At 49.1% G+C, this 12,533-nt stretch carries 10 protein-coding genes; 7 read left to right on the top strand and 3 right to left on the bottom strand.

Going from position 1 to position 12,533, the window contains the following annotated elements; all coding sequences use genetic code 11:
- Window positions 1-11: 11 nt before the first annotated feature.
- Genes cysD through cobA form a run of 3 tightly spaced genes read left to right on the top strand, consistent with a single transcriptional unit; the run spans window position 12 to window position 3,005 of the window.
- Window positions 12-947 (top strand): sulfate adenylyltransferase subunit CysD, encoded by a 936-nt coding sequence (gene cysD / locus ACO0K3_RS00190; protein ID WP_422982083.1) that lies wholly within the window; start codon window positions 12-14, stop codon window positions 945-947.
- Window positions 947-2,272: a sulfate adenylyltransferase subunit 1 gene (locus ACO0K3_RS00185; protein WP_422980813.1), complete on the top strand. Its 1,326-nt coding sequence runs from the start codon at window positions 947-949 to the stop codon at window positions 2,270-2,272. Before cysD ends, ACO0K3_RS00185 begins: the two co-directional genes overlap by 1 nt.
- A 13-nt stretch (window positions 2,273-2,285) precedes the next feature.
- Window positions 2,286-3,005 carry a uroporphyrinogen-III C-methyltransferase gene (gene cobA, locus ACO0K3_RS00180; protein ID WP_422980811.1) on the top strand — a complete coding sequence of 240 codons (720 nt, stop codon included), beginning with the start codon at window positions 2,286-2,288 and terminating at the stop codon, window positions 3,003-3,005.
- A gap of 34 nt (window positions 3,006-3,039) precedes the next feature.
- Here cobA and ACO0K3_RS00175 read toward each other — a convergent pair whose 3' ends face one another.
- Genes ACO0K3_RS00175 through lptF form a run of 3 tightly spaced genes read right to left on the bottom strand, consistent with a single transcriptional unit; the run spans window position 3,040 to window position 5,687 of the window.
- Entirely contained in the window at window positions 3,040-3,408 is a 369-nt protein-coding gene (locus ACO0K3_RS00175) for a sirohydrochlorin chelatase (RefSeq protein ID WP_422980809.1), read from the bottom strand.
- Window positions 3,409-3,417: 9 nt separating this feature from the next.
- Window positions 3,418-4,548 (bottom strand): LPS export ABC transporter permease LptG, encoded by a 1,131-nt coding sequence (lptG, locus tag ACO0K3_RS00170; protein WP_422980807.1) that lies wholly within the window; start codon window positions 4,546-4,548, stop codon window positions 3,418-3,420.
- Complete coding sequence (gene lptF / locus ACO0K3_RS00165; RefSeq protein WP_422980805.1) at window positions 4,545-5,687, bottom strand: LPS export ABC transporter permease LptF; 1,143 nt, start codon at window positions 5,685-5,687, stop codon at window positions 4,545-4,547. The genes lptG and lptF overlap by 4 nt, the downstream gene beginning before the upstream one ends.
- A gap of 48 nt (window positions 5,688-5,735) precedes the next feature.
- On the opposite strand from lptF, the gene ACO0K3_RS00160 reads away from it, so the two are divergent.
- The 4 genes from ACO0K3_RS00160 to ACO0K3_RS00145 all read left to right on the top strand — a co-directional run bounded on the left by ACO0K3_RS00160 (window position 5,736) and on the right by ACO0K3_RS00145 (window position 12,517).
- Window positions 5,736-7,235: a leucyl aminopeptidase gene (locus tag ACO0K3_RS00160; RefSeq protein WP_422980803.1), complete on the top strand. Its 1,500-nt coding sequence runs from the start codon at window positions 5,736-5,738 to the stop codon at window positions 7,233-7,235.
- 179 nt (window positions 7,236-7,414) lie between these two features.
- Entirely contained in the window at window positions 7,415-8,179 is a 765-nt protein-coding gene (gene xth, locus ACO0K3_RS00155; protein ID WP_422980801.1) for an exodeoxyribonuclease III, read from the top strand.
- 267 nt (window positions 8,180-8,446) lie between these two features.
- On the top strand, window positions 8,447-8,794 hold the full coding sequence (locus ACO0K3_RS00150) for a hypothetical protein (protein ID WP_422980799.1): 348 nt from the start codon (window positions 8,447-8,449) through the stop codon (window positions 8,792-8,794).
- Window positions 8,795-9,265: 471 nt separating this feature from the next.
- Entirely contained in the window at window positions 9,266-12,517 is a 3,252-nt protein-coding gene (locus ACO0K3_RS00145) for a two-component regulator propeller domain-containing protein (protein ID WP_422980797.1), read from the top strand.
- Window positions 12,518-12,533 lie beyond the last annotated feature (16 nt).

Here is a 12,533-nt window from a genome sequence, read left to right as displayed (position 1 = left end):
GAAAATTAATGATGAATACAGTTGCGGAAAACCATTTTATTGATGCTGCGAGCAATCGCCATCTGGACTGGCTGGAATCGGAAGCGATCCATATCATGCGTGAAGTGGCAGCAGAGTGCAGTAATCCTGCCCTGCTCTTTTCAGGTGGCAAAGATTCCGTTGTCATGTTGCGTATCGCCGAAAAAGCCTTCCGTCCGGGCAAGTTCCCGTTCCCGCTGGTGCACATCGATACCGGACATAATTTTGAAGAGGTCATCACATTTCGCGATAAAAAAGTGGCGGAACTAGGTGAGCGGCTGATCGTCGGCTCCGTCGAAGATTCCATCAAGCGCGGCACAGTGCGTATGCGCAATCCGGCCACTGACTCACGCAATGCGGCACAAGCCGTAACGCTGCTGGAGACAATCGCCGAACATAAATTCGACGCCTGTATGGGCGGTGCTCGCCGTGATGAAGAAAAAGCCCGCGCTAAAGAGCGTATCTTTTCTTTCCGCGATGAATTCGGTCAATGGAATCCTAAAGCGCAGCGCCCGGAACTCTGGGACCTGTATAACACCCGTGTTCATCCTGGTGAAAACATGCGTGTCTTCCCGATCTCAAACTGGACTGAGCTCGACGTCTGGCAATACATCGCCCGTGAAAAATTAGAATTACCACCGATCTACTTTGCGCATGAACGCCAGGTGATTCCGCGCAACGGTTTGTTAGTCCCGTTGACGGACCTGACACCGGCACGTGATGGTGAAACGGTAGAGACTCAGGTCGTACGTTTCCGGACTGTCGGCGATATCTCATGCACCTGCCCGGTATCGTCCGATGCCGCAACTGTAGAAGCCATTATCGCGGAAACAGCAATTACGCAGATTACCGAACGCGGCGCGACCCGCATGGATGATCAGACCTCAGAATCCTCAATGGAAAAACGTAAAAAAGAAGGATATTTCTAATGAGTACAGTAACTTCGGCCGCACCTGTGATCCAAGATGCGACAAGAGAACGCGGCCTGCTACGCTTTATTACTGCCGGCTCCGTTGATGACGGTAAGAGCACATTAATTGGCCGTCTGCTGTTCGACAGCAAGGGTATTTTCGCCGACCAGCTTGATGCCATGTCACGCGCAAAACATAAGCGCACCGTAGGCGACACCATCGACTTATCCCTGCTCACCGATGGTCTGGAAGCCGAGCGAGAACAAGGTATTACGATTGACGTTGCATATCGCTATTTCGCGACACCGAAACGCAAATTCATCATCGCCGACACACCAGGGCATGAGCAATATACGCGCAACATGGTGACTGGCGCATCAACCGCCGACGCTGTGATCATTCTGATCGACGTGTCTAAGGTCAAGCTGGGTGATGATGGTAGTGTCGATTTGCTGGTACAAACTAAACGCCACTCTACAATTGCCCATTTGCTGCAGATTGAGCATGTGATTGTGGCTGTCAATAAGATGGATCTGGTCAATTATGATCAGTCCGTATACGACCGCATTATCGGTGCCTATCAAAGTTTTGCAGCGCAATTGGGATTGAAAGATATTCGCCCGATTCCGCTGTCAGCTCTGGCCGGTGATAACGTTGTTACCGCTAGTGATAAATTGTCCTGGTATCAGGGGCCAACCTTGATTGAGTTACTGGAATCCTTGAGCGTCTATGACGACTGCCATGACGAGCCATTCCGCTTCCCGGTGCAATTAGTTGCACGCCATAATGGTCATGAAGCGAATGATTTCCGTGGTTATATGGGTCGTATTGAAGCAGGCAAAGTCAGCAAAGGCGATAAGCTGCTTGTCCAGCCTAGCGGTCAGACAGCAACCGTAAAAGATATCCTGACATTGGACGGTTCGCTGGAATCTGCAGTAGTTGGTCAGTCGGTCACGATTCTGCTCGATGAATATCTGGATATTTCACGTGGCGATATGCTGGCATCCGCTGATCGTCCGGCAAGTTTGCTAAAAACTGTGCAGGCAGACTTATGCTGGCTGTCCGAAGATGCGCTGGATATTCGCCGTAGATATTGGCTCAAGCACACGACCAAACAAGTCGCGGCTAAAGTCAGTGCGATTGATACGCTGCTCGACATCAATACGCAAGAGCGTCGGGCTGCAGAAAACCTGAAGCTCAATGATATCGCCCGTGTCACCATCAACGTACAACAGCCTTTGGCTGCCGATGGCTATGATGATTTACGTTCAACAGGCGCATTTATCCTGATTGATGAAGTCACGCATCAGACTGTTGCCGCAGGCATGATACGCCTCGCCTGAAGCGAATAACAGCATGCAAAAAGCCGGCGGCAAAGTCTATCTTATTGGTGCTGGCCCTGGCGCTGCTGACCTGATTACGGTTCGCGGCGCTCGGATTCTGGCGCAGGCAGAAGTTGTCTTGCACGATGCGCTGGTCACATCAGAGATGCTGGAGCTTTGTCCGCAAGCGGTTAAAATCTCCGTCGGCAAACGCAGCGGCCAACGCTCTGCAGCACAATCGTATATCAACGAGCAAATCCTGAGTTACGCGCAACAATATGGCATCGTTGTTCGCCTTAAAGGTGGTGACCCGATGTTATTTGGCCGCGCCGATGAAGAACTAATTGCAATGGAACAAGCGGGCATCGATTACGATATCGTGCCCGGCATCACCACCGCCGTTGCCGCTGCCGCAAGCGCCAGACAACCGCTCACTAAACGCGGCATAGCACGTAGCGTAGCGTTTTTTACCTCTAGCACAGCGCCAGGCGAAAACGCCGACACCCGCATCCCCGACTGCGATACGCTCATTCAATATATGGGGGGCAAAGAAGCTGCGTTGACCGCGCAGCGACTGCTAGCATCAGGTTATGCGATCGATATGCCGGTTGTTGTGATCGAAAATTGCAGTCGTTCAAACGAACGCGTCTTACGGCTCAATCTTGGTGATCTAGAACAAGGCCTGAGCGCCTGCGAAGGCCCGGTTCTGGTGATGATAGGTGAAGCGATGCGAGCGCGCAAACCAGCTCCGTAGGTTCAAAACATCATTGCTGTAGCTGTCGCCCTGCTCACAAAGCATGGACACAATAATCGCTGATGGCCGCCAGCACCGTAGCATTTTCTCCGACGGCTTCAGCGACCTTGATCGTCAATGAGGGATAACTATTTCGCAGTTCATCAAGAATCAGCGGCAGGTCACGTAATACATGACCACCTTGGCCTAAAAAAATCGGCACAATACTAATATCCGTCACGCCATTCGCTACAAACTGAGCGACCAGATCAGGCAAACCCGGCGTCATAAATTCCAAGAATGCTAAAGCAACCGTGACATCTGGCAACCGGCTTTGTGTGAGTTTTTGCAGTCGTTCAAACGGCGCAGCCCAACGTGGATCACGCGCCCCATGAGCAAATAATATTTGTGCTTTTTTTTGCATTATCTTCTCTTATCTTCGCTCTACCATCCATAGCGCTGTCATGGCCATGAATAAAAATACCATACTCGGTACCAATGCCGTAATTAGGGGTGGCCAGGTATTTAATAAACCTACATGAGAAAACAAACTATTCATGAGGTAAAACACCATCCCGATCATGATCCCGCTAAAAATTTTCAGACTGATACCACCGCTGCGCGCATGCAGGTAGGCAAACGGCAATGCCAGCGCCATCATGACGAGAATTGCAAACGGATAGGTGACTTTCTTCCAGAATGCGATGGCATAGCGCTCTGTGCCTTGCTTGTTGTCGGATAAATGTTTAGTGTAAGCCGCCAAGTCATAGGCGGACATGCGGTCTGGGTCAACAAATAATACGGACAGAATATCGGGTGTAATTTCAGAAGCCACATCCAGACTCGCCAGCTTGATACTCGCCACGGTCGAAATATCTTGCATCAATAAGCTCTTGGGGAAAGAAGTCTGGGTTACATTCGATAAGCGCCAGACATTGTCACCAATATATTCTGCATGCTCCGCTGTCACTTCTTTCGATAAATTAAAACGGCTATCGAACTCATAGACCTTCACACCAACTAATTGCCTGTTAGGGAGAATTTCTTTGACATTCAAAAAGCGTGAGCCGACCACACTGCCCTTCAAACCATTGTCACGCACCAGATCCTTGGTCCACAAACCGGTCCTGAACTCTTGCGCCAGCGACGCGCCGATCGCATTGAGCTTTACTTTTTCTGCCAATTTGGTCGTCATCGGTGCAACGAATTCACCGAATACAAACGTTAATACCACAAACAGCAAACCGATTTTTGCCAACATACTACCTGCCATAACGGTCGACATACTGGCCGCACGCATGATGGTAAATTCAGAATTGGAGGCGAACTGCGCCAGCACATAAATCGTCCCGATCAACACGGCAATGGGCATGAATTCATAGATATAGCCCGGCAATCCCAAGGCCACATACAACAAAGCATGCTGCAGGCGATAGCCACCTTTGTTGACGGATTGCAGTTCGCCCATCAGATCAAAGAAGGCAAACAATGCCAGCAATGCCAGCATCACAAACAAGACAGCGCGGATAATTTCGACACTAAAATAACGTTGCAAGACTCTCATGATGCGCACTTCGCTTTCGTATCTTTACCGCGCATAACGCACTTCAATTTGGACCACAGTACCAGCGGATGATAATGACTATTCACGTACAGACGCCAGGCGAATAGCAAAATCACCACAACGGCTGCAAATAAGTGAATCGGCCACCAAGAATTACCAAAGCTAAATCGCTCCTGCACCACCGCAGCCTGCATAATATTCACCAGATTCAGATATAGCACGACCAACAGCAATGCCACGATCACATTCGCAGAACGCCCTACCCTTGGATTCACGAAGCCTAGCGGTATTGCCAGCAACAGCAATACGAGACACATCAAAGGAAGCGAAATCCGCCACAACAATTCACCGCGATTAAAATTATTCGGATCTTGCAAGAGCTCTTGCAGGCTCAGTGACTTCGCGGATTTATCACCGGCAGTGGCTTTGGTTTGTCCGGATACCAGAATCCCGTAACGTTCAAACTGCATCATCTGAAAATCAGGTTCCGTCGGCAAGCCATCGTAACGACGCCCCTGACTCATGACCAGAAATTTATCGCCACGCGCATCTATTTCGATTTTCCCTTCTTTTGCAACGACCACACTGGAGCGGCCATTGCGGAAGGTATTAATAAAAATATTCTGTACTTTGCTCAAATCCCCGGCGACTTCTTCGACAAAAAAGATTCTGTCAGACGATGCAGACTCCTGAAACTTACCCGGCGAGACCTTGGCAATGTCCTCGCGCTTTTCATAACGCTCCCTGAATTCGGCGCTTTGGCGGTTTGCCCAAGGTGTCGCAACAAAACTCAGTAAGGCGGTAAGAATGACCATGGGCATGCCAAAGCGTAGAACCGGTGCGATCCATTTAGACAAACTGAGTCCAGAGGCAAACCAGACCACCATTTCTGAGTCTTGGTAAGTTCGGGTAACCACCATTAAAACCGAAATAAACCCGGTCAAAATGAACAAGACTGGCAAATACTGCAATACTGAAAAGCCGATCAGAGCAATTACGTCAGCCGATGCAACCTTGCCTCCTGCGGCCTGGCCGAGGATTTTGATCAACATAAATGTGATGGTAATTGTGAACAGAATCGTAAAAACAGCACCTGCGGCACTGAGTAATTCACGTCGAAGCGCGCGCTGAAAAATCATGGAGGGTTATAATGTCGGTTTTACGAGACTTACAAAGAGGAGTAATACGTGGACTTTAGCATAAAAACATTCGACGCCAAAAGCACTGTGAATGCCACCAAAACTGGTTGCGTAGTTGTAGGCGTATTCGAAAACAAAAAATTATCGTCATCCGCTGCCGCGTTGGACAAAAAAGGCGAAATCGCCGCTGCCCTGAAATCAGGCGATATTACTGGCAAGATCGGCTCCTCCTTGTTGTTACGCAACGTCGCTGACGTTGCTGCTGACCGTGTTTTGCTGGTCGGTCTGGGCGAAGAAGCGGCTGTTGTTTCTGAAAAAGCCTACTCACAAGCCGTTCAGGCGGCGGCCCGCGCACTCTCCGGTCTGGGTGCCAATGATGCGACTTTGGCGTTACCAGCCGTAAAAGAACGTGACGCGGCATGGTCTGTCCGCACGGCGGTTCTGGCATTCCGCGAATCGATTTTCCGCGCTGACGGTTTAAAAAGCAAAAAAGATACTAGTAGCACCGGTGTCAAGAAAATTGCAATCGGCGTTGCAGCCACAGAGGCAACTGCCGCTAAGCACGCCCTGACGCAAAGCGTCGCGCTGGCGAATGGCATGGATCTGACAAAAGAGCTGGGCAATTTGCCACCGAATGTCTGCACACCGACCTATCTGGCAACAACCGCGAAAAAAATCGCTACTGAATACAAAATGGGCATAGAAATTTTGGATCGCAAGCAATTGCAGGCGCTCAAAATGAATAGTTTCCTGTCGGTGACAAACGGCTCAGATGAACCGCCGAAATTCATCGTCCTGAAACATATGGGCGGCAAAGCCAAAGACGCACCGACTGTGCTGGTTGGTAAAGGGATTACATTTGACTCAGGTGGTATCTCCCTCAAGCCTGGCGCGGGTATGGATGAGATGAAATACGACATGGGCGGTGCAGCCTCCGTCATCGGTACCATGCGCGCTATCGGCGAAATGAAATTAAAACTGAATGTCATCGCCGTCGTTCCTACTTGCGAAAATATGCCTTCTGGCAGCGCAACACGTCCTGGCGACATCGTGACCTCCATGTCTGGTCAGACTATCGAGATTTTGAACACCGATGCTGAAGGTCGTCTGATTTTATGTGACGCACTGACGTATGTAGAACGCTTCAAGCCTGCCGCCGTTGTCGATGTGGCGACACTGACTGGCGCATGCGTTACCTCCTTAGGTCATCACAATACCGGCTTGTTTACACGTCACGACGATGCTCATGACAAACTCGCTGCAGAATTGCTGGTTGCTGGCAAACAAACAGGCGATACCGCATGGCGCATGCCGATTGAAGAAGCTTACAACGAGCAACTGAAATCGAATTTTGCTGATATGGCGAACATCGGCGGTCCGGCTGGTGGCAGTATTACTGCCGCTTGCTTCCTTGAGCGCTTCACCAAAAAATACACTTGGGCGCACCTGGATATCGCAGGTACCGCATGGAAATCGGGCGCAGCCAAAGGTTCTACCGGCCGCCCGGTACCGATGCTGACAGCATTCTTGATCAATCGCGCTGGCTAATTTGTTGTAGACGAAATCGTCGATATGAGCGTGTGCTGACCTGTCAGCACACGCTTTTTTATTTGGGCAGCGACTAGTAGCGCAGTCTGACAACACTCTCAGGTCTGCTAAACTTAAATAACATTTTTACTGAACAACATGAAAAGCTCTCCGTCTGAGAGATCAAAGGATATACCTACATGAAATTAGTTACCTGGAACGTCAACTCCTTGAAAGTACGTTTACCGCAAGTGCTTACGTGGCTAGAAACGAATCCTGTTGATGTCCTCTGCATACAGGAAACCAAACTGACCGACGATAAATTTCCTCAGGCTGAAATTGAGGCCGCGGGTTATCAGGTTGCGTTTACCGGACAGAAAACTTATAACGGCGTGGCGATTCTGTCGCGCCACCCTATCAGTGACGTACAAAAAAACAATCCTCTCTTTGAAGATGAGCAGCAAAGAATCATCGCCGCCACCATTGCTGGCATGCGCATCATCTGCGCTTACGTCCCGAACGGACAAGCACTCGATTCAGAGAAGTATCCTTATAAATTAAGCTGGCTGGAGGCTTTAAAAAAGTGGGTGCAGCAAGAACTACAGCAACACCCTGAGCTCGCTTTACTGGGTGACTACAATATCGCGCCGGAAGACAGAGACGTACATGATCCGGCTGCATGGGAAGGCATGAACCTGGTATCACCGCCAGAGAGAGCTGCTTTGCAGGCATTAATTGACTTAGGACTGAAAGATAGCTTCCGGATGTTCGAGCAAGCAGAAAAATCATTCAGCTGGTGGGATTACCGTCAGTTAGGATTTCGCCTCAACAAAGGCGTACGAATTGACCATATCCTGCTGTCTGAACCATTGGCAAGCCGCTGCACCGCTTGCGTCATCGACAAGGTACCGCGCAAGTGGGAGCAACCCTCTGATCATGCACCAGTGATTGCTACTTTACGCTGATACCGCATCATTTCGCCGGAGTCGGCCGAATACCCTGCTCCGGGCGATATCCCTATCCCGCCTACCTCTATTACCTCCGTAACGATACGCCTAAGCCCCCGTCCCGCCAATATTGACTACGCTCATCAGGCGAATATTTCGCTTGAGCCATCATTTTCTGCAGTTTGTCGCAAGCGTATTGATGCTCTGAGTCGTCATACCTATGATGCAGTCATCGACACCAGATATTGACGTACCCACAGAATCCCTACTTTGACTGGAGCCATCATGACAAACACAAAACGCAACTACGCCCTCGCTATCAGCCTTCTCAGCGCATTTTTTGTACTGGTCTGCCTGAGTTATTTCTCTATGGATACTTCGGCGATCACCATTGACGGTGAGCCTGTGCATGGCATCGCCGGTCTTGGTCTGGCTATCGGGGGTGTAGTGATCGGCTGTATTGCGACCTTCTTTGCTCTGGGTGTCACTGGCATAGTATTAGCGGGTGTCAGCATTTTTTTGATTGCCTTGCTCGCGTTCATCGCTGGCGCAATCTTGCTGGCGATCCTCCCGGCTCTGTTACCTTTATTACTGATCATTGGCATCATCAGTCTGATTGCCAGAAAAAAATAAACGTCTACACTGTCAAAGCAACCTCATACAAAGCCAGCGCCGCCAGCTGGCTTTGTTTTTTATGTGGTTTTGACGAGGTAATTTCATGCAAGCCACATTCCAACCACATTCAAGCTAAGTTTAAAATTGCGCTATCAAAAATAAAAGTTGGTTTTTTGCAACCTTCACTATCACGTAGCAAATTCACATTGCGAAGAGCGCGCCTTAAGTCAGTTATGTAGATTATGATGAGGCTCCAGACAGGCGGACTATATTGATCCATTCTGCCTCCTCCATGCAGTTGATGACGTGATTTAGGTTATGGCAAAAGTAAGTTCGCTTCCGCAAGTTAAAAATTCCCTGAATTGCGCATCCGACCGTGACATCGTCACCTGCTTTTCTCATGGCTGCACCGCAGTTATTTCCGGACTATTTTTAATAATCTTTTGCCTGCTTTTTAGCAGCAGCGCCGATGCCCTCCCTTCGCGCTCCATGAGGTTTGAGAACATCACCAAACTTGCGCCCGGACTGCCTGAAAATGCCATTACTTCCCTGATTCAAGACAAGCATGGCTATATCTGGATAGGCTCCTATATTGGTTTATACCGGTTTGACGGCTATAAGGCGATCAATTACAAACACGATAGCAATAATCCGCATAGCCTGACCGCTGATCGCATCAATGCAATCTATGAAGACGAACAAAGTCAGGTCTGGGTCGGTACTAACGACGGGATTGCCAGGTTTGATCCTGAAATCAATGGTTTTAAAATATTCTCGCCTGTCGCTGGTTCAGAACGAGTGGCGCTGCACAAAGCCATCGTCAAAATCATTGGTGATGGTAAAGGCGCCATGTGGATATTGAGTAAAGATGGCTTACAACACTTCAATCCCAAAACCGGTATTTTTAAAAATATCGTTCATAACAACGACAAAGAAGACAGCATCTCTGGCGACATATTGAACGATATCCACCTTGATGCCAAACAAGGCCTGTGGATAGCTACAGAATCTTCCGGTGTCGATTATCTGGCATCCGGTTCCGACAGCTTCCAGCATTACATTCTGGATCCAGGACTGAAATCGAATTCCAAATCCAATAATGTCCGGGCGGTCTATGTAGACCGTAAACAAGTGCTGTGGATAGGATCCAGTGATGGCATTTTTGTGTGGAAACCGGGAGCCCCCTGGTCAGAACGAAAACATCTCGATAAACCACAGGGTATTGAGGACTATACGGTCAGGACTTTTTTTGAAGATAGCGCTTCAACGCTCTGGATAGGCACCGAAGCCGGCTTATCGTATTGGGACAAAAATACCCAAAAACTAAGCGCTTACGAATACTGGTCAAGTGATCCGTATGGTTTGCCAAACGGCGCCGTCACGCTCATCAATCAAGATAACTCCGATACCTTGTGGGTTGGTGTATGGCGCTCAGGAGTCAACCGGGTTGATCTGGCTAACCGAGGGTTTCAACGTTTTTTCCCAAGACCTCCCGATGCCAAAAACGATGTATTTAATAATGCCGTTGGCAGTATCGCCAGCGACGGCCAAGGCCATCTCTGGCTAGGCTCCATGGGAAACGGATTGCTGCTATTTAATCCTGATCAAAACAAAATCATCAGCAGCTTTAAGCATGACGCAAAAGATCCGCTGTCTTTACCGACAGATAATGTTGCTAGCCTATATCAGCAACCGAATGGTCCCTTATGGATAGGAACGTCTGCAGGACTAAGCTGGAGGGATCCGATAAACGGGCGCTACAGCACGGTGCATTTCGACTCTCGCCTGACAGATATCGTCCGCAAAATCGTTCCGGGCCGGGGCGACATACTCTGGTTAGGTACGGAGGGAGGATTGATACGCTACGACATCAAGAACGGTGCCACTAAATACTATAAGCATGACATGGCCGATCCAGACAGCCGTTCGGTCAATTACACCAACTTCATTCTTGAGGACAAAGCCGGGCGTCTGTGGGTCAGCGGATTTAACGGCGGCGGACTCGACATGCTCGATCCGATAAGCGGAAAATTCCATCATTTTTTACATGATCCGGAAAACATCAACAGTCTCCTCAGCAATGATGTGCGCGGCCTATTTGAGGACAAACAAGGACAGTTGTGGATCAGTACCTTACTCGGGCTCAGCAAGGTGCTCATACAAGCGAACGGCAACATCAAGTTCGTTTCATATAATCCACAGGACAGCAGCGTGCAGGTCAGCCAGTATGGCGCCATCATCGGTGATGACGACGGCATATTATGGATTGCCAACCAGACAGGTCTGGCCCAGTTCAACCCAAGAACCGGTCAGGCCAACAATTACTTCTCGTCAGATGGCATCACCGACGGACGCTTTTATGATGGGTCTTTTTTTAAAGACGGCGAAACTTTATATTTCGGCGGCTATAAAGGAATGACATCGGTCTCACCAAGACATGTGCAGGTGAATGCCCTGCCTCCGGTGATCGCGATCACTGATATTACGATTTTCAACCGGCCGCTACTGCAAAGTAAGCAGGCTGGCGGCATTGAGCTGATCGGCACAGAATACGCACCAAAATCGCTAAGTTTGTCATGGCGCCAGTCCGTTTTTTCTATCGAATTTGCGGCATTGCATTTTGCCGATCCGGTCAGTAATAAATACGCCTACAAGTTAGAAGGATTTGACGAGAGCTGGATAGAAACCGATGCGACACACCGTATCGCGACCTATACCAATCTTGACCCTGGGACGTACACTTTCCGTGTCAAAGCCAGCAATAATAATGGTGTCTGGAACGAAGACGGAATCTCATTACCGGTCACAATCATGCCGCCATTTTGGAAAACCTGGTGGTTCTACGTGACATCAATATTGACGTTATGCGCATTGATCTTTTTACTTTACCGTCAACGCGTCAATTATCTGCATAAGCAAAAAGCAGCCTTACAAAAGGAAGTTGCTTTGCGCACTAGCGAATTACTCGCTGCAAACGAATTACTGCTGAGAGAGAGTAACAAGCTCAAAGATGCCGATCGCTTTAAATCAGAATTTATCTCCGTAGTCAGTCACGAATTAAGAACGCCGCTCACCTCGATTCGTGGCTCACTGGGGCTGCTGGAATCAGGACGGATCGCCGAATTGCCTGGCAAAGCTCTGGACTTAATCAAGATCGCCCATAAAAATTGTCAGCGTCTGGTCAGCCTCGTCAATGACATTCTGGATCTGGAAAAAATTCAATCAGGCGCACTGAATTTACGTATGCAGACGGTAGACATTGTCAGCACTGCTCGTCAATCAATAGAAGAGAATGCCGCGTATGCTGACAGTTACGGCGTGCGTTATGAGCTTCAGACCAATCTGACTGAGGCGCTTGTCAACGCTGACGTCGACAGGCTGTTGCAGGTGTTTGCGAATCTCTTATCGAATGCCGCCAAATTTGCACCGGCGAACAGCGTAGTCCAGATACGCGTCCAGACTCATGAGCACTTATTCAGAGTTGAAGTCGAAGATCATGGTGCAGGTATTCCTCTGCATTTCCGTGAGAGGATTTTTGGTAAATTTGCACAGGCAGATGGTACAAACCTGCGCCAGCAAGGCGGTACGGGCCTAGGTTTGAATATCACCAAAACCTTGCTAGAAAAAATGAACGGGCAAATTGGTTTTACCTCAACCGAAGGTCTGGGTACGACATTCTGGTTCACATTACCGGGCAAGCAACAGGAATCAAGTACTGCTGAATCATCGAGCAATCAATAATTAAGTGACAATAACG

Origin of the sequence: Undibacterium sp. Rencai35W, assembly GCF_049340185.1 — a bacterium.
Classification (GTDB): Bacteria; Pseudomonadota; Gammaproteobacteria; order Burkholderiales; family Burkholderiaceae_D; genus Undibacterium.
This window is presented reverse-complemented; position numbering and strand designations above follow the sequence as displayed.

Bases quoted from the DNA above. Each gene is read 5' to 3' on its own strand.
- cysD (WP_422982083.1), top strand. From the start codon at position 12: ATGAATACAGTTGCGGAAAACCATTTTATTGATGCTGCGAGCAATCGC.
- ACO0K3_RS00185 (WP_422980813.1), top strand. From the start codon at position 947: ATGAGTACAGTAACTTCGGCCGCACCTGTGATCCAAGATGCGACAAGA.
- cobA (WP_422980811.1), top strand. From the start codon at position 2,286: ATGCAAAAAGCCGGCGGCAAAGTCTATCTTATTGGTGCTGGCCCTGGC.
- ACO0K3_RS00175 (WP_422980809.1), bottom strand. From the start codon at position 3,408: ATGCAAAAAAAAGCACAAATATTATTTGCTCATGGGGCGCGTGATCCA.
- lptG (WP_422980807.1), bottom strand. From the start codon at position 4,548: ATGAGAGTCTTGCAACGTTATTTTAGTGTCGAAATTATCCGCGCTGTC.
- lptF (WP_422980805.1), bottom strand. From the start codon at position 5,687: ATGATTTTTCAGCGCGCGCTTCGACGTGAATTACTCAGTGCCGCAGGT.
- xth (WP_422980801.1), top strand. From the start codon at position 7,415: ATGAAATTAGTTACCTGGAACGTCAACTCCTTGAAAGTACGTTTACCG.
- ACO0K3_RS00150 (WP_422980799.1), top strand. From the start codon at position 8,447: ATGACAAACACAAAACGCAACTACGCCCTCGCTATCAGCCTTCTCAGC.
- ACO0K3_RS00145 (WP_422980797.1), top strand. From the start codon at position 9,266: ATGAGGTTTGAGAACATCACCAAACTTGCGCCCGGACTGCCTGAAAAT.